The following is a 17,855-nucleotide window of genomic DNA, read 5'->3' as shown; positions in this document are numbered from 1 at the left end:
AGCCTATTCGTTCAAAGGTCTATCACGCGTTGCCGTGGTCAAGCATCTTTTGCAAGTACTGTCCGTACCCGGTTTTCTTCAGCTTTTCAGCTTGGGAAGCGACCTGCTCTTTGGTGATCCAGCCGTTGGTGTAACCGATCTCTTCGAGGCATGCGACTTTCCAGCCTTGGCGCTGTTCGATGGTGTGGACGAAGTGGCTGGCCTCCAGCAGCGATTCGTGGGTACCAGTGTCCAACCAGGCGAAGCCGCGACCCAGCATTTGTACAGTCAGGCTCTTTTGCTCAAGGTAGACACGATTAACGTCGGTAATTTCAAGCTCGCCCCGCTCGGACGGTTTGATGTTTTTCGCGATCTCGACAACCTGGTTGTCGTAGAAATACAGACCGGTCACCGCATAGCTTGATTTCGGCGCTGCTGGCTTTTCTTCGATGCTCAGTGCGCGGCCGTCCTTGTCGAACTCAACCACCCCAAAACGCTCCGGATCGTTGACGTGGTAGCCGAACACAGTCGCGCCTTCGGTCTGCTCGCCGGCGGCGCGCAGGTTGTCCGAGAAGTGTTGGCCGTAAAAGATGTTGTCGCCCAGGATCAGGCAGCAAGGGTCTTTGCCGATGAACTCTTCGCCAATGATAAAGGCTTGGGCGAGGCCATCCGGGCTAGGCTGTTCGGCGTAGGTCAGTTCGATGCCGTATTGACTGCCATCGCCGAGCAACTTGCGGAAGCTCGGCAAATCGTCGGGCGTCGAAATGATCAAAATTTCGCGCATGCCGGCCAGCATGAGCACCGACAACGGGTAGAAAATCATTGGCTTGTCGTAGATCGGAAGCATCTGCTTGGAAACGCCCAGCGTCAGCGGGTGCAGGCGAGTGCCCGAACCGCCGGCCAGAATGATTCCTTTACGATTGGTCTTGTTCATTTGTTCAGAGCTTCCATAAGCATGCGGGTTACGCCACTTTGCCAATCCGGCAAGTGTAGAGAAAAGGTCTCGCGTAGCTTGTCCGTCGCAAGGCGCGAATTCAACGGACGACTAGCGGGTGTAGGGTATTCGGTGGTTGCGATCGGGCTGATCGTCTCGACCGCCAGTACCTCGCCATGAGCGCGCGCGAAGTCGATGACATAGCTTGCGTAGGCGTGCCAAGTGGTCTCGCCGGCAGGAGCGAGGTGGTAAATGCCGCACAGCTCAGGGTTGACCAGCGCTTTCTGAAGCGCGGCCACCGCCACGTCCGCCAGCAGATCAGCGCCAGTCGGCACCCCGATCTGATCGGCGATCACGTTTAACGAGGTGCGGTCTTTGGCCAGGCGCAGCATGGTTTTCGCGAAATTGTTGCCACGCGCCGCATACACCCAGCTGGTGCGGAATATCAGGTGCTTGCAGCCCGAAGCGGCAATCAACTGCTCGCCTTCCAGCTTGGTGGCGCCGTAGTAATTGACCGGCGCGACGGCGTCCGTCTCTTTCCACGGCTTCATGCCACTGCCGTCGAACACGTAGTCGGTCGAGTAGTGCACCAGCAGCGCGTCGAGACGCTTGGCTTCTTCGGCCATCGCCTGGCTCGCCATCGCGTTGATGGTGTGTGCCAGTTCGCGCTCGCTTTCGGCTTTATCCACTGCGGTGTAAGCAGCCGCATTGACGATGACCTGCGGCGACACGCTACGGATGGCTTCGCGCAGACCGGCGAGGTCAGATAAATCGCCTACCAGCGTGCCGTAGGGAGTGGCGGCCGGATGGCGATCAAGTGCAATCACTTCGCCCAACACACTCAAGGCGCGTTGCAGCTCCCAGCCGACCTGGCCGTTTTTACCGAGCAGGAGGATTTTCATTCTTTGTCTTCGCGCTCTGCGTAATTCTTGTCGATCCACTGTTGATAGCTGCCGCTTTTAACGTGCGAAACCCACTCAGGATTATCGAGGTACCACTGCACGGTCTTGCGGATGCCGGATTCGAAGGTTTCTTCGGGAACCCAGCCTAGCTCACGCTGAATTTTGCTGGCGTCGATCGCATAGCGCAGATCGTGGCCCGGACGGTCCTGAACATACGTCAGCAGCTCAACGTGGGGACGGAACGCTGAATCAGGACGCAATTCGTCGAGCAATGCACAAACAGTGCGCACGACTTCGATGTTCTGTTTCTCGTTGTGACCACCGATGTTGTAGGTCTCGCCCACTTCGCCTTCAGTAACGACTTTGTAGAGCGCACGGGCGTGATCTTCGACAAACAGCCAGTCGCGGATCTGATCGCCTTTGCCATAGATCGGCAGCGGCTTGCCTTCCAGCGCGTTGAGAATGACCAACGGGATCAGTTTCTCGGGGAAGTGGAACGGCCCGTAGTTGTTCGAGCAGTTGGTGACCAGCGTCGGCAAGCCATAAGTGCGCGCCCAAGCGCGGACGAGGTGGTCAGAGCTCGCCTTGCTGGCCGAGTACGGCGAGCTTGGCTGATACGGGGTGGTTTCGGTGAAGAGGTCTTCCGGCCCATGGAGATCGCCGTACACTTCGTCGGTTGAAATGTGGTGAAAGCGGAAAGCAGATTTACGGCTCTCGTCCAGCGCTGACCAATAACCGCGTGCGGCTTCGAGCAACACGTAAGTGCCGATGATGTTGGTCTGAATGAACTCGGACGGCCCGCTGATGGAGCGGTCAACATGGGACTCGGCCGCCAGGTGCATCACGGCATCCGGCTGATGTTCGCGGAACACACGATCAAGGTCTTCGCGATTGCAGATGTCGACGTGTTCGAAGGCATAGCGCCCGTTCTGGTCAACTGTTTGCAGCGACTCAAGGTTACCCGCGTAAGTCAGCTTGTCGACGTTGACGACCGAATCGGTGGTGTTGGCAATGATGTGCCGTACGACTGCTGAGCCGATGAAGCCTGCGCCGCCAGTAACTAAGATCTTCACGCGAAATTCATACCCTGATTGTTGGCAACTTTGCGCGCTGCCGGGTCCATGGAAGCGAGGGTGCCAGAAATGGTCAGCCTCTTGTGCGAATCAACTGTCGGATAGGTCCGAAAACAGGTACCGACGATCAACGAAATGAACAGACCGCATTTTAACGGCAACGTCCATTATTACTACAGGGTGTTCAAGGCGCCTTAAGGCTTGCGCTTACGCGGCCCGGTATTAAACACCGGCACCTTCCGCACTGGCTTGACCGTCGGCACGTCTGCCGCTGCTTCGCCGCTATCGACCCATTTGCCCAGATTGCGTTTTCCACCTCCGCCGCTGGTTTTGGGTTTCTTTGGCTTTTTCGGCTTTTTCAGAATCTGCCCGGTCGCGTCGGTGGCCGGCACGCGGTGTTCCGGGATGAAATCTGGTTCTTCGCGGCGTTGCAGCGTCTGACGGGTCAGCATTTCGATGGCGCTGAGCAGGTCGACTTCGTCGGCGCACACCAGGGAAATCGCTTCCCCGGTCTGGCCGGCGCGACCGGTGCGGCCAATCCGGTGGATGTAGTCTTCGGCAACGATCGGCAGGTCGAGGTTGACCACGGTCGGGAGGTCGTCGATGTCCAGGCCGCGAGCCGCCACATCGGTCGCAACAAGGATCTGCACGTCGCCGCTCTTGAAGCGATCCAGCGCGCGCTGGCGAGTGGCCTGGGGTTTGTCGCCGTGAATGCCGTCTGCGTTGAGGCTCAGGCCTTGCAGGCGCTCTACCAATTGGTCGACGCCGACGCGGGTTTTCGCGAAGACCAGCACCTGACCCCAGCGATGCTTCTTGAGCAGATGAATGAACAGCTCGCTCTTGCGCTTTTTGTCGACGGTGACGATCCACTGCTTGACCGACGACGCCGCCACGTTGCGCGGGCTGACTTCGATGGTCAGCGGGTTGTCGAGCATCTGCCCGGCCAGCGCACGGATCGCATCGGAGAAGGTCGCGGAGAACAGCAGCGTCTGGCGGCGTTTCGGCAGCGCGGCGTAGATATCGCGCAGTTCTTCGGAGAAGCCAAGGTCGAGCATGCGATCGGCTTCGTCGAGGATCAGGGTCTGCAACTGCGAGAACTTCACCGCGTTCTGGCGATACAGGTCGAGCAGGCGGCCCGGCGTGGCGACCAGCACGTCAACGCCTCGGCGCAGTTTCATCATCTGCGGGTTGATGCTGACGCCGCCGTACGCCGCGTAAGTGGTGAGCGGCAGGTGCTCGGCGTATTGCGCGATGGCTTCGTGAACCTGCTCGGCCAGTTCGCGGGTCGGCACCAGCACCAGCGCGCGCACGGAGTTGGCGGCGACCTTCGGGCCTTCCATGGTCAGGCGTTGCAGCAATGGCAGCGCGAAGCCTGCGGTCTTGCCGGTGCCGGTCTGGGCGGCGGCCATGAGGTCGCGGCCTTCGAGCACGGGCGGAATCGCCTGGGCCTGAACGGGGGTGGGAGTCTGGTAGCCCAGTGTTTCGAGGGCACGCAGCAGGGGTTCGATCAGGCCGAGGGAGGCGAATGTCATTTCAGTACCGTTGGAAAAAGGTCAGCGCACAAGAGTCTGTAGAAGACAATGGCGCGCAGTTTACCCTTTCTACACCGGTTTCTGCTTGCGCCACTGCGGCAGGCCGATGAGCACGACGGCGCTGATGATGACCGCCATCGCCGCACCTTCCGCCCAGCCGATGTGTTCGCCGGCGAACAACACGCCCAGCAACACCGCCACCGCCGGGTTGACGTAGCAATAGCTGGTCGCGGCGGCGGGCCGCACGTTCTTCAGCAGGTACATGTAGGAGCTGAACGCGACGATGGAGCCGAACACCACCAGATAGGCCATGACCAGCCAGCCGGACAGGCCGGGAGACTGGGTCATGCGCTCGCCGCTGATGAAGCTGCCAAGCAACAGCACGGCGCCGGCCACCAGCATTTCGCAGGCGCTGGCCATCGGTCCGGCGGGCAATGGCAGGTAGCGGCTCCACACCGAACCGAACGCCCAGGTCGCGGCGGCGAAGATCACCAGCGCGGCGCCCATGGGGCTGGCCTGCAGGTTCGAGCCGAGGTTGAGCAAGGAAATGCCGACGAGACCGAGCAGGATGCCGGCCCATTCCAGACCGGTGTTGCGATGGCCCCAGAACAGGCCGAACAACAAAGTGAACAGCGGCACTGAGGCCACCGCCAGTGCAGCGACACCTGAAGCAACGCCTGCATGTTCCGCCAAGGTGACGCCGCCGTTGCCGCAGGCGAGCAGCAGAAAGCCGATCATCCCTGCGGCCTTCCACTGTTTCCAGGTGGGCATCGGCGCGCCACGAAAGCGCATGAAGGCAAACAGGATGGAGCCGGCGATGGTGAAACGCACCCCGGCCATCATCAGTGGAGGCCAGGTTTCAATACCGATGCGGATGGCGAGATAGGTTGAGCCCCAGATCACATAAAGCGCGAAAAAGGCCCCGATGAGCAGCAGGGGAAAACGGCGGGCGGCAGGCATGAAGGGCTCTAGTACAGTCGTTTATTGTGGGACTGATTCTAGAAATGTCAGGGCCGCTGGCGTCAGTTACAAATGAGGTTTATTCGACCCGTACACTTTCTCGGGGGCTGAAGCGGGGGTTTAGTGCGGCTGGCTGAAGCCAGTCCTTATGAACGCGTACACCCGTAGGACTGGCTTTAGCCGGGAAGGCGTCGGTTGTCACGCTGCAAATTTGATGTCGAGCACGCTGGCCTCTTCCCGGCTGAAGCCGGTCCCACTAAGGGCACGCGTTCATCCAGTAGGACTGGCTTTGGCCGGGAAGGCGTCGGTTGTCACGCTGCAAATTTGATATCGAACACGCGGGCCTCTTCCCGGCTGAAATCGGTCCTACTGACAGCACGCGTTCATCCGCCGCCCTACCGACCCGCCGCCAGCCCCCGGTGCTTGCTGATCGCATCCGCAATTTTCTTCGCCGGGACTTTTTGCAGGCTGCACAGCAACTGGTGGGAAACGCCGGCAAGGCCGTGCGTGTCGCGCAGTTGGTGACCCAGGTGCAGCGTGAGGTTGGCGGCCATTTCGGCATCGGCCATGGCCCGGTGAGCCTTGCCGGTGTGGGGCAAGCCGGCCCAGCTGGTGAGGGTGCCGAGCTTGTGGTTCGGCGCATGGGGCAGAAGACGTCGCGCCAGCAGCATCGAGCAGGCGAAGCTTTGCACGCGATTGCGCTTGATGCGCGACAGCTCGAAATCCCAGAACTTCTGGTCGAATGAGGCGTTATGCGCCACCAGGGGTGTCAGGCCGACGAACTCGGCGACTTCGTTCATGACCCGTTCAGCCGGGGGCGCGGTGCGCAGCATGCTGTTGCTGATGCCGGTCAGGGACTCAATGAAAGACGGGATGCGCACGCCAGCGTTCATCAGGCTTTGATAGCGCTCGACCATAACGCCCTGCTCCACGATCACCACAGCGATTTCCGTGGCGCGGCAGTAGCTGCTGGGGGAAATGCCAGTGGTTTCGAAGTCGATGACGGCGATACGTTCTTGCATGGAGGTGGCCTTAACAGTGACGATTTTTTTCGGAAAACGCGTGATGTTCAGACATCACACTGTTCTGCAGCAAACTCAATTCCTGTGGGAGCGAGCTTGCTCGCGAATAGTGCATTTCAGCCACGGAAGTTCTGGTGCGCATACCTGCCTCTTCGTGAGCAAGCTCACTCCCACAAGTCATTCGTCGTCAGTTGCATAGGCGACACAGACGCTCCTGCACCGAGGCGGTGCATCAGGTCTTGAGCAGCAACCCGCCCTCGATTGGCACATAACGACTGGCCGCGCGGATCAACGAATTGGCGGTCAACCCGGGCACGCCGTAGGCAATCGCTTCGACACCGTGCTTGCTGATGATGCGCTCCAGCAGGAGGTCAAAATCGCCATCGCCCGAGGCCAGCACAACCTCATCGACATTCGGCGCCACGTCCATGATGTCGATGGTGATGCCCACGTCCCAGTCGCCTTTGGCCGAGCCGTCGCTGCGCTGGATGTAGGGCTTGAGTTTGACGGTGAAACCGAGGTTGCGCAGGATCTGCTGGAATTGCTGCTGCTTGCTGTCGCCGCGGTCGATGGCATACGCATAAGCCTCGACGATCTGCCCGCGCTGGCTGATGTCAGCCCACAGGGCGGCGTAATTGAAGTGGCAACCGTGAGCCTGACGCACTGTGTAATAGAGATTCTGTACGTCGGCGAAGACCGCGATTCTTCTCACCCAAATTCCTCGATGCGCTGACAAGCGACAAGGGCCCGAAAACCGGACCGGCGCTCAGTATGCCAGTTTGGGGAAGGGATTGAAGGATTGGGTGCGAAGGCCCGCTAGTCAGCAACGCTGCAGATGCACGGGCCACGCTGGAATTAACTGTGGGAGCGAGCTTGCTCGCGAAAGGGCCGGGGCACACGCTGGATATTTAGCGTCTGATTCGTCGTCTTCGTGAGCACGGTGGAACGCCACCCCGGTCACTCCCACAGAGAGGGCATTAGTTAGGGGGTCTCAGACGAACGAATCGTCGTCGTCAAACATGCCACCACTGGTGTCGCTGCCGTAATCGGTATCGGCGAAGCCATTGGAATCACTGCCCCAGGCGTCATTGCCGGTACTGTCATTACCCGTCACGCGCTGCTGGTCGTCACCCCAACCGCCGCTGCCGCCCTGATCATGCTCGGCAGCAGGCTGGGCCGGCTGTTCCTGGATGATCTCGACGATTTCCTGCGGTTGGCTGTTGTGGTGGAACAGGCTGCTGATGCCTTCCGCCAGCATCACGCCGCCGGCCACGCCCGCTGCGGTTTTCAGCGCACCGCCGAGGAAACCACTGCCGACCGGTGCAGCCGGTGCCTGTTGCGGCTGGGCGTAATTTTGCTGTGGTTGAGCATAGTTTTGCTGCGGTGCGCTCGCCGGACCACTTTCACGCCAGCCGCCCGAGGAAGGCTGCGGACTGGAAGGACGGGAGAACGACGAAGCCGGCTGCTGAGCCTGTGGCTCGCGGGAACCGCCGCCAAAGATGCTCGACAGAAAGCCACCGCCATTGCCGGACTGCGCGGGTGCGCCGGATTTGGCCCGTTCCAGTTCAGCCCGCAGTTGTTGAATCTGCTCGTCGCGCTGCCGGCTTTGAGCCTCCAGCTGCTTGATTGCGACTTCCTGCACCAGAATCGACTGCGCCATGTAATAAGGCGCGGCAGGCTGGCGAGTCAGGTGCTCCTTGATCAGCGCTTCGGCCTGCGCATCACGGGGGGCCGATTCGGTTTCTGCTTGTTTGAGCTTGCCAAACAAGCCGTCGATCAGGGTTTGTTCTTCGCTGTTCATGGCGACCTCGTTAGATTGCCGTAGGAATTCTGTTCTGGGCCATTGTCCGGACACATCCAGTAATGGGGCTGTTCAAGGGCGTTTCAATAGGATGTACAAAAAGTTAAGAAGGACGGTCCGACGCCTCCGGTTGGCCCGTTTTACAGCTCTACGTTACAGTGTCGGCCTGCTTATCCTTGTGATCCGTTCATGAATCCGCTGACCATTCTGCAAGACTCGTTTTATTTCTTCCGACGCAACTTCGGCAGCATTCTTACGCTGTGCCTGCCACTGGTGGTGCTGGAGGCCCTGGCTAAACAGCTCATCGGTTTCGGCCAAAGCACCGGGGCCGCGCCACTGTTGATCGGGTTGCTTTTCTACCCGCTGTACACCGGCGCGCTCATTCTTTTTATGGACGCCAAAACCCGTGGCGAAGAGCCGGTCAAATCCAACCTGTGGGCCGTTGCGTTGCGCTTGTGGCCCACCTTCGCAGTGCTGACGGCGCTGAGCACGCTGCTGATCATGGCCGGCATGTCGCTGTTCATCCTGCCGGGCGTGTGGGTGATGATCAAACTGGTGCTGTCCGAATATCTGCTGGTGTTGCGCGGGATGGGGCCGCTGGAAGCGATGCGCGAAAGCTTCAGAATGACCCAGGGCCACGTCATGCGGATTTTCGCCTGCGTGCTGTGCGTTTACATCCCGCTGTCGCTGCTTGAGGCGCTGAGTTATTACGTGCTGCCGGACCAGCAAAGCCCGATGCTGTCGATTGCGGTGAACAGTGTTTCCAGCTTCCTGCAGTTGTTTATCAGCGTGGTGATGTTCCGGTTGTTCATGCTCATCGACCCACCCGCCCGGTCGGCCTGAATAGATGGCACGCCCGATGCGGTATCTGCTTTACCTCACGGTGGGTGCCGGGCTGTTCGCGGTATTGCTCTATGACATGACCTGGCACCCCGCCCGACAGGAGAGGGCGGCGGTGTCTTGCAACGCGAAGGACGGAAAGCCACCGGTATTGGCGCCCGGTCAGACGCTGAAAGTGATGACCTGGAACATTCAACACCTGGCCGGCAAGCGCTATGTCTTCTGGTACGACCTGCCCGACGGCACTGGCCCGGACGAGCGCCCGACGCCGGAAGACCTGGCCTTCAACCTTGATGAAGTGGCGCGGGTCATTCGCGATGAGCAACCGGACATCGTGTTGCTGCAGGAAGTCGACGACGGCGCGAAGAACACCGACTACGGCAACCAGCTCGCCCTGCTCCAGGCCCGTGTCGCCGACCTCTACCCCTGCAGCAGCGAAGCGTTTTACTGGAAGTCCGACTTCGTGCCGGATCGCCACATTTTCGGCAGTGTCGGCCGCAAACTGGCGACACTGAGCCGCTATCAACTGGACAGCGCCGAACGCCTGCAACTGCCCTCGCCTTCCGGGCTCTTCATTAGCCGTCTGTTTCAACCTCGGCCTGCAATGCTCGTCAGCTACCTGCCGTTGAGCGATGGCCGACGTCTGGCGGTGACCAATACACAGCTAAGCGATGCCCAATCAGGCGGCGACGTGCAACAGCGCCAAGTCGCGGCGGTTCTTGAGTTGCAGCAAGCCTTCGAACAGAACGGCACGCTGTGGATAAGTGGCGGGGATTTCAATCTGCTACCGCAGGGGCAATATCAGCGGCTGCCCGCCGAACAGCGCGCGCCGTATTCGGCAGAGAGCGAGCTGCGTGGCTTGTGGGAAAGCTTCCCGATGATCCCGAGCAATGAAGACGTGACCGGTGAGGATCGTCGCAAGTGGTACACCCGCTTCCCCAACGACCCCCGCATCAGCGGCCCGGACCGGACGCAGGATTTTCTGTTCTACAGCCCGAAGCTGCAGCGGATCGAAGCGAGGGTGAGGCAGGCGGACACGTTATTGATTTCTGATCACATGCCGGTGATTGCGCGATTGCAAGTGACCATGCCGGGCGAGTAAATGCTTAAGAAACCCTAGTGATCGCCGATAGCTTTTTCAAGAATGCCAGGGACCGAAGGCGTTTGACTCCCACTGGCGAACTATCATGCAGCTGCTCCCCTTTCAAAGCCTGCGGGCGAAGTTCGCAGTGGTTGTCGCGCTCGCCGTGCTGGTCATCACTTGCATCTTCGGCAGTGTGATTGGCGCGTCCGCCATATCCAGACACAAAGAGCAGACCGGACATCAGCTGGCGGAATATGCGGCCTCGATGATCGATCGACTTGATCGTGACATGCACAGCCGCGCCAAGGAGCTCAGCGTGCTGAGTGATCTGGAGGCACTGCGCAACCCCGCAAACGTCGCCGAAGCGCGAAGCCTGCTTAATCACCTCAACGCTCAGTTCCCGAGTTATTCATGGATCGGCCTCACCGACACCCAGGGCACGGTGGTCGCGTCCACGGGCCGTTTGCTTGAGGGTCTCAGCATCGCGCACAGGCCCGTATTCATCGAGGGGCAGGACAAAACCTTTGTAGGTGACGTGCATGAAGCCGTCATGCTCGCCAAGCTCTTGCCCAACCCATCGGGCGAGACGATGAAGTTTGTCGATATCAGCATGCCGGTAAAGGACAAGGCTGGAAACTTCATCGGCGTGTTGGCCAGCCACCTCTCATGGCAGTGGGCGGCAGAAATTGGGCGGACCATGTTCGAGCCGCTGAAGAAAAGCCTTCCGGGGCTGGAGTTTCTGGTCGTGAGCAAAGACGGCATCGTCTTGCTCGGCCCCAAACAGCTCATCGGCAAGCCCAGTGAGGCCGGCATCGACCATAACAGCGAGGCCCGCTGGACGGTGCGCGAGTGGCAGGACGGCAGAACATATGTGGTGGGCGCTGCCGAAAGCGCCGGTATCGATGGTTACCCCGGGCTGGGCTGGACCGTTGTGACGCGTCAGCCAGCAGAGGTGGCTTTTGCCGAGGCAAACGGGCTGCGGGCGGAAATCTTGCTGTGGGGCAGCTTGTTGTCCATCGCCTTCGCGGTGTTGGGATGGTTCGTGGCCGGCGTTATCACCCGTCCCCTCAACCAGATCACCGATGCCGCAATGCGCCTGTCCGAAGGCGATGACGTCGCCATTCCGCTCATAAAAGGCAGCCTTGAGGTTGAAAAGCTGAGCATGGTCATTCGACATCTGGTCGAGAGCCTGACTCAAAAGAAGGGTCAGTTGGCGCTTATCAAGGGCGTCGCCTACCGCGACACGGTCACAGGTCTGCCCAACCGTGCTGCGTTGGAAAACTACGTCAAGAGTGTGCAAGACGAGCCCGGGCCGCCGCCTGCTTTCGGCGTGCTATGCCTGGACCTCGATGGGTTCAAACCGGTGAATGACCGTTTCGGCCATGCGGTGGGGGACGCCCTGCTTCATTCAGTCGGCCTGCGCCTTTCCAGTACCGTGCGCGATGGCGACATTGCAGTACGCCACGGCGGTGACGAATTTGTGCTGCTGCTGCGATTGAAGACCGGCGAATCATTGGCCAGCGTGCAAGGCGCTGCTCAGCGCATCATCAAAAAGATTGCCGAGCCGGTCATACTGGCCGGCAAGGAAATCAGGATTGGTTGCAGCATTGGCGGGGCAGTGTGGACCGAGGGGGACTTTGCGGACGCGCTGGGCATGGCGGACAAAGCCCTCTATCGCGCCAAACGCGCGGGCAAATCCCAGGCGCAGTTTTGACCTCGCCGCGAACCTGACCTTCCTGACTGCTCCCCCTGTGCGGAAAAATTCCCCCGCCGGTCCATCGGCGGGGTAAGGCATCTTAATGCTGGTAGATCGTGGCCGAGTTGCCGCTGCCGCCCGTCTGGCTGACGTTGGCGACCATGTTGTTGCCGGTCTGAGTGACAGCGACCAGGTTGGTGGTGCCAGACAAAGCGCCGCCCAGGCCGGTCTGGCTGACCACGGCGCGGTTGTTGTTGCCGCTCTGTAGCAGGGTTTCTTCGTTAAAGGTGCCGGTCTGGGTGCTGGACGAATAGTTGTTGTTACCGCGCTGCTGGAAATCACCTTTCATGCCGCTGCCGGTCTGATACAGGCTGGCGGTGTTGAAGTTACCGCTCTGCAACATACTGGCGGAGCTCAACTGATTGCTGGTCTGCTGAATAGAACCACTGTTGCTGTTGCCGTCCTGCTGCAGAATGGCCGATACCCGATTCGAGTTGTACTGCTGCGAAATGGTACCGGTGTTGCCGTTGCCCGACTGTGTAACAGAACCGGTCACCGTATTGTTGTTGTTTTGTTGGGTAAGGTTACCAACGTTGTAGCTACCGGACTGAGTAATGCCGCCCCCGACGATAGTACTGTTATGTGCCTGATAAAGACTCGCTGTGTTATTACTGCCGCCGCCTTGAGTAATGCTGGCGCTTGTGCGGTTATTGCCATCCTGGGCGATAGTGGCGGTACTGTAGCTGCCGGACTGGTCTAGCTCAGCGACTTGAGGCAGCGAACTCCCGCCGCCCTTCTGCGTCACGCTTGCCGTATTATTGTTTCCGGCCTGCTTGGCCGAAGTGAAGTTGGAGAAACCATCCTGTTTGATGCTCAGAGTGCTGTAGGTCGCACTCTGGCGTACGCCTGTGCTGTTCCGGGTTCCCGTCTGATCAATGTTGACCTTTGACTGGGTCGCGCCTTGCTGCTCGGCATTCAAACTGTTACTTGTGCCGTCCTGGGTGGTATTGACGGTGCTGGAGTCCGCCACGGCGGCCCCCGATAGTGCAGCGAGGACTGCGAGGGACAGAAGTGTTTTACGTGCGTGCATGAAAAATCACCTTTATTTCAGCTTTATGATGGTTTGCGCGTTGCGACCCATGGCAGGGTCGCCAAAGAACGGAGAGCGTTGATCATCGAGAATGGCCCGAAACATCTGTGCTGCGGCATCAGCTTCAATATCAGGGGAGAACGTGCAGTGCGTATGCCGTTGCAGCAAACGAATGATCGGAAGGCCCTGAGGCCAGGGCCTCGGATGCTGGCTGTTATAAGCTCCCAACAGAATGGAGCTCTCGCTAGTTATATACGAGCTATCGCGCTTTGCCAGTCAATACAGCAAATATAAGTTCTCTATTTATTGGCGCCAACGATCAACTTTAATTGGCCCGACCGACTGACAAAAAAGTTATTTGGTCAGTGATCGGAAACATGACGCCACTTTCCTGCCTAGCGCCATTACCCCACATTCAAAAAGTTAATAACGAGTTGTCGAAAGACTTTGCATCGACGCCAGGCATATAACAGTCCTTGATTGGTCCGATTGATCCGCTAAAGAACTTGAGTCTTGTAACCCCGTTCATCCTTGAGACCAAATAAGCTAAAAATGTGTGCGCCGCCTCGACCCCAGAAATCATTTCCTTGGCTTCACCCGCGCGGTCGGTTCGGCGATCAACGGATCGTCCGGCCAATAGTGCTTCGGATACCGGCCCTTCAGATCCTTCTTCACCTCGGCATAGGTGCTGCGCCAGAAGTTGGCGAGGTCCTGGGTGACTTGCACCGGGCGGCGTGCGGGGGACAGCAGGTGCAGCTTGACGATCTGCCGGCCGTTGGCGATGCGCGGGGTGTCGGCCAGGCCGAAGAGTTCTTGCAGGCGCACCGCCAGAATGGGCGGGGACTCGCTGTAATCCAGGCGCACCGATGAACCCGATGGCACGGTCAGGTGGTGCGGCGCCAGTTCTTCCAGCCGCTGGGGCAAAGGCCAGGGCAGCAGATTGTGCAGGATCGATGACAGGTCGAGATTGCCGAAGTGGCTCAGTCGCGTGACCTTGCCCAGGTACGGCAGCAGCCAGCGGTCCAGCGTCTCCAGCAGCGCATCGTTGCTCACATCCGGCCACTCGCTTTCGCTCTGCGTTTGGAGATCCATCTGACGCAACAGACCAACGCGCGCCTGCCACTGACGCAGCTCCGGCGTCCACGGCAGTAACTCCAGCCCTTTGCGCCGCACCAGCGCCAGCAGCGCCTGCCCCCGCGCCGAATCGTCCAGTCCGGTGAGCGGCTCGCGGCTGATGATGAGCTCCCCGGCCTTGCGCTGACGTTCGGCGCGGAACACGCCCTCACGCTCGTCCCAGTCCAGTTGATCGAACGCGGTCACCTGTTCGGCGAGCACCGAGTCGAACAGGTCGGGATCGAACTCGGCGGCCAGATAGATCCGCTCTTCGCGCTGGCCCTGACGGCTGCCCAGATCAGCCACCACCAGCCACGGCTGCTTCATCAACGCGTCTGGCTCGGCGAATAGGGCAGCGCGACCGTTGGCGAGTCGATACTCCGCGCCGCCAGCACGGCGTTGCTGCGCGACGCGGTCGGGATAGGCCAGCGCCAGCAGCGCGCCAAGCCAGCGCGGGTGATCAGGGTCGACGACCGGCTTCCGGGCTGTGCCCCTCAGATACCCCCGATATTGCCGCGACAATTGCCGCGCCCGCTGCACGCCGCCTTGCGAGCCTTTCGCTGCGCGTTCTGACCCAGCCAGCAACGTGAGTCGGCTCTGGAGGTCGGCACCGGCGCCGCGCAGAATGTCCCGTTCACCGAGCAACGCGGCAACGTCGCAGGCCAGCGGACCCAGACCCAGTTCATGACCGCGCAACAGCAAGTGAGCGATGCGTGGATGCGCAGGCACCTCCGCCATCGACTGGCCGTGGGGCGTGAGTTTCCAGTCTTCACCCGGCTTGCGCGTGAGAGCGCCTAGCCGCGCCAGCAGGTCCTGGGCCTGGGAATAAGCAGCAGCGGGCGGCAGGTCCAGCCAGGTCAGTTGGGTTGGTTCGACACCCCAACGCGCCAATTGCAGCGCCAGGCCGGCCAGGTCAGCCTGAAGGATTTCCGCAGCACCGTAGGCCGCCAACTGATCGTGCTGCGCCTCGGACCACAATCGATAACACACGCCCGGCTCAAGCCGTCCTGCCCGACCCGCCCGCTGAGTGGCGCTGGCCCGGGAGATGCGTTGCGTGTCGAGGCGCGTCATGCCGCTGCCGGGATCGAAACGCGGCACCCGCGCCAGCCCGGCGTCGATGACCACCCGCACACCATCAATGGTCAGGCTGGTCTCGGCGATATTGGTGGCCAGCACGACTTTGCGTTTGCCCTTGGGCGCAGGTTCAATCGCCGCGCGCTGGGCGTTCAGGTCGAGCTCGCCGTGCAGCGGGCACAGCAGCACGTCGCTGCGATCGCCAATGGCATCGACCAACTGTTGATTGACCCGACGGATCTCGGCCTGGCCCGGCAGGAAAACCAGCACGCTGCCGGACTCGTTACCAAGCGCGTCGAGCACGGTTTGCACCACCCGCGGCTCGATGAATTCCCCCGGCTGAAACGGCCGCCCCCACTGCATCGACACCGGGAACATGCGCCCTTCGCTGCTGATAACCGGCGCATCATTAAGCAAGCTCGACAGCCGCGCACCTTCAAGCGTCGCCGACATCAGCAAGATCTTCAGCGGCTGCTCGTCACGAAACAGCGCGCGGCCGTTGAGGCTCAAGGCCAACGCGAGATCAGCGTCGAGGCTTCTTTCATGAAATTCGTCGAAAATCAGCAGCCCGACACCTTCCAGCGAAGGGTCTTCCTGCAGGCGCCGGGTGAGAATGCCTTCGGTGACCACTTCGATGCGGGTATTAGGGCCGACCTTGCTGTCCAGCCGAATCCGGTAACCCACCGTTTCGCCAACGCCCTCCCCCAACTCGCTCGCCAATCTTTCAGCAGCAGCACGAGCCGCCAGGCGCCGGGGCTCAAGCATCAGGATCGTCTGCCCCGCGAGCCACGACTCCCCCAACAGCGCCAGCGGCACGCGGGTGGTCTTGCCCGCGCCCGGCGGCGCTTCGAGCACGGCCTCGTCCCGGTTGGCAAGGGCCTGGCGCAAGGCGGGGAGAACGGCATCGATGGGCAGAGAATTCATGAGAGCTCCGGAAACAAGGCGACGATTATACGGCGAGCTGCTGCGGCTTTGTTCACCCTGCCAACGAACTGTCTTCCCCCACGGATACTCTTATTGATTAGGCATTTGCCTTGTATAGTTGCGACTTCTTATGAGGAGATCCCCATGCGCATTCCATCCCGTTTGATTGGCGGTGTTCTGGTTGCCACGCTGCTGACGCAACTGACCGCGTGCGGCAGTATTTTCTACCCGGATCGTCGCGGCCAGATTCAGGGCAGCGGCCGGATGGACCCGGCTATTGTGATACTCGACGCCATCGGCCTGTTGTTCTACATCATCCCCGGCGTGATCGCCTTCGGTGTCGACTTCGCCACTGGCGCGATCTATCTGCCAAGCGGCAATCAGGCGCAGATCGATCCGCAGAAACTTGAACCGGCAGTGCGCGCTGACGGCACGGTCGACAACCTCAAGCTGCAAGCCATCATTCAAACAGAGCTCGGCCGCACATTGCCGCTGGATGATCCCCGCCTGATCCAGCACAAAGGCAGCGTGCAGCAGCTTGCTGCTCTGGGCCTCGTCCCGTCCGCTTGAGATTTTGTGATTTAAGGAAGCGCCATGAGCACCAGCCCCGAACACGCCCGCTTATTGCGTCTGGCAACCCGTGCATCGCTTGCGGTGGCGAGCACTCTGATCGTTGCCAAGGCGGTTGCGTGGTGGCTAAGCGGGTCGGTGAGTCTGTTGGCCGGGCTGACGGACTCGTTGCTCGATGGCGCCGCCTCATTTCTCAATCTGCTGGCTGTGCATTACGCGCTGCGTCCCGCGGACGATGATCATCGCTATGGCCACGGCAAGGCCGAGGCGCTGTCGGGCATGGCCCAGGCGTTGTTCATTGCCGTGAGCGCGCTCCTGATCGGTTTTCAGGCGGTCGACCGCATCCAGCACCCGCAGCCCCTCGGCGATCCGGGTTTGGGTTTGCTGGTGATGGTGTTGTCGATTGGTCTGACGATCGCCTTGCTGATGTTGCAGCACCGCGTGGTGAAGGCAACCGGTTCGGCGGCGATCCGGGCGGACTCCCTGCACTACCGTTCAGACCTGCTGCTCAATTTCAGCATCATGCTGGCGCTGGGGCTCGCCTATTACGGCTACTCGCAGCTGGACGCCTATTTTGGTCTGGCGATCGCGTTCTACATTTTGTGGAGCGCGATTTCCATTGCCCGGGAGACGGTGTCGGTGCTGATGGACGCTGAATTGCCTGTGGATGTCAGCGCCAAAATGCTCGAACTGGCCGAGGGCGTAACCGGCGTACTGGGCGCCCACGACCTGCGCACGCGGATCTCGGGGAATCACTGGTTTGTGCAGTTGCACCTGGAGCTGCCGGGCACGCTGACGCTGTCAGTGGCGCACGACTTGTGCGAGCGGGTGGAGGCGGCAATTCAGGACGAATTCCCCAAGGCCGAAGTGCTGGTGCACGCGGATCCACAGGAAGTGGTGGGTCGCGAAGATGGACCGGTTTTGAATTGAAGGCGTCAGATGTCACGCGGCAAATATGAGGACGCTCAATCCGGCGTCTTCCCGGCTGAAGCCGGTCCCACTGACCGCGTGCGTCTAGTGGGACCGGCTTTGGCCGGGGAAGCGTCAGGCGTCACGCCACGAAATTGAGGATGTGGGTGCAGGCCTCTTCCCGGCTGAAGCCGGTCCTACTGACACAACGCGTGCTCTTAGTGGGATCGGCTTTAGCCGGGAAAGCGCCAGGCGTCACGCCACGAAATTGAGGGTGCTGGTGCAGGCCTCTTCCCGGCTGAAGCCGGTCCTACTGACACACCGCGTGCTCTTAGTGGGATCGGCTTTGGCC

General features: G+C 60.4%; 15 protein-coding genes. 5 read left to right on the top strand and 10 right to left on the bottom strand.

The features are described from left to right. Window positions 1-22: 22 nt before the first annotated feature. From rfbA to AC3ISG_RS03020, 8 genes are all read right to left on the bottom strand, one after another. Complete coding sequence (gene rfbA / locus AC3ISG_RS03055) at window positions 23-913, bottom strand: glucose-1-phosphate thymidylyltransferase RfbA (protein ID WP_489298479.1); 891 nt, start codon at window positions 911-913, stop codon at window positions 23-25. Further along, window positions 910-1,815, bottom strand: coding sequence for a dTDP-4-dehydrorhamnose reductase (rfbD, locus tag AC3ISG_RS03050; RefSeq protein WP_489298478.1), 906 nt, complete (start codon window positions 1,813-1,815; stop codon window positions 910-912). Before rfbD ends, rfbA begins: the two co-directional genes overlap by 4 nt. Next, the gene (rfbB, locus tag AC3ISG_RS03045; RefSeq protein WP_122536924.1) at window positions 1,812-2,888 is read right to left on the bottom strand and encodes a dTDP-glucose 4,6-dehydratase; all 1,077 of its coding nucleotides are present in this window, start codon (window positions 2,886-2,888) and stop codon (window positions 1,812-1,814) included. Before rfbB ends, rfbD begins: the two co-directional genes overlap by 4 nt. A 194-nt stretch (window positions 2,889-3,082) precedes the next feature. Next, the gene (rhlE1, locus tag AC3ISG_RS03040) at window positions 3,083-4,420 is read right to left on the bottom strand and encodes an RNA helicase RhlE1 (RefSeq protein ID WP_122536923.1); all 1,338 of its coding nucleotides are present in this window, start codon (window positions 4,418-4,420) and stop codon (window positions 3,083-3,085) included. A gap of 69 nt (window positions 4,421-4,489) precedes the next feature. Further along, entirely contained in the window at window positions 4,490-5,380 is an 891-nt protein-coding gene (gene yedA / locus AC3ISG_RS03035) for a drug/metabolite exporter YedA (protein WP_489298476.1), read from the bottom strand. 395 nt (window positions 5,381-5,775) lie between these two features. Then, window positions 5,776-6,402, bottom strand: coding sequence for a 3'-5' exonuclease (locus tag AC3ISG_RS03030; protein ID WP_489298475.1), 627 nt, complete (start codon window positions 6,400-6,402; stop codon window positions 5,776-5,778). A gap of 232 nt (window positions 6,403-6,634) precedes the next feature. Beyond that, complete coding sequence (locus AC3ISG_RS03025) at window positions 6,635-7,114, bottom strand: NYN domain-containing protein (RefSeq protein WP_108121635.1); 480 nt, start codon at window positions 7,112-7,114, stop codon at window positions 6,635-6,637. Window positions 7,115-7,393: 279 nt separating this feature from the next. Further along, window positions 7,394-8,203, bottom strand: a complete 810-nt coding sequence (locus tag AC3ISG_RS03020; RefSeq protein ID WP_122624024.1) for a DUF2076 domain-containing protein — start codon at window positions 8,201-8,203, stop codon at window positions 7,394-7,396. A 189-nt stretch (window positions 8,204-8,392) separates the two neighbouring features. Here AC3ISG_RS03020 and AC3ISG_RS03015 point away from each other — a divergent pair, with 189 nt between their 5' ends. From AC3ISG_RS03015 to AC3ISG_RS03005, 3 genes are all read left to right on the top strand, one after another. Beyond that, window positions 8,393-9,046 (top strand): YciC family protein, encoded by a 654-nt coding sequence (locus AC3ISG_RS03015; protein ID WP_489298474.1) that lies wholly within the window; start codon window positions 8,393-8,395, stop codon window positions 9,044-9,046. Between the two features lie 16 nt (window positions 9,047-9,062). Next, a complete protein-coding gene (locus AC3ISG_RS03010) occupies window positions 9,063-10,145 on the top strand; it encodes an endonuclease/exonuclease/phosphatase family protein (protein WP_489298473.1) in 1,083 nt (360 codons plus the stop codon). Window positions 10,146-10,230: 85 nt separating this feature from the next. Further along, window positions 10,231-11,841 carry a diguanylate cyclase domain-containing protein gene (locus tag AC3ISG_RS03005; RefSeq protein ID WP_241072755.1) on the top strand — a complete coding sequence of 537 codons (1,611 nt, stop codon included), beginning with the start codon at window positions 10,231-10,233 and terminating at the stop codon, window positions 11,839-11,841. 82 nt (window positions 11,842-11,923) lie between these two features. On the opposite strand, the gene AC3ISG_RS03000 is transcribed toward AC3ISG_RS03005, so the two are convergent. Both AC3ISG_RS03000 and hrpB read right to left on the bottom strand, forming a co-directional pair. Beyond that, window positions 11,924-12,913, bottom strand: a complete 990-nt coding sequence (locus AC3ISG_RS03000) for a hypothetical protein (protein ID WP_489298472.1) — start codon at window positions 12,911-12,913, stop codon at window positions 11,924-11,926. 579 nt (window positions 12,914-13,492) lie between these two features. Further along, the gene (gene hrpB, locus AC3ISG_RS02995) at window positions 13,493-16,024 is read right to left on the bottom strand and encodes an ATP-dependent helicase HrpB (protein WP_489298471.1); all 2,532 of its coding nucleotides are present in this window, start codon (window positions 16,022-16,024) and stop codon (window positions 13,493-13,495) included. Window positions 16,025-16,168: 144 nt separating this feature from the next. Between hrpB and AC3ISG_RS02990 the strand changes: the two genes are divergently transcribed. Then, entirely contained in the window at window positions 16,169-16,594 is a 426-nt protein-coding gene (locus tag AC3ISG_RS02990) for a polyribonucleotide nucleotidyltransferase (RefSeq protein ID WP_122536914.1), read from the top strand. A gap of 24 nt (window positions 16,595-16,618) precedes the next feature. Next, complete coding sequence (locus AC3ISG_RS02985) at window positions 16,619-17,524, top strand: cation diffusion facilitator family transporter (protein ID WP_489298470.1); 906 nt, start codon at window positions 16,619-16,621, stop codon at window positions 17,522-17,524. Window positions 17,525-17,855: the final 331 nt, after the last annotated feature.

This window comes from Pseudomonas sp. GL_135 (assembly GCF_057834665.1).
This window is presented reverse-complemented; position numbering and strand designations above follow the sequence as displayed.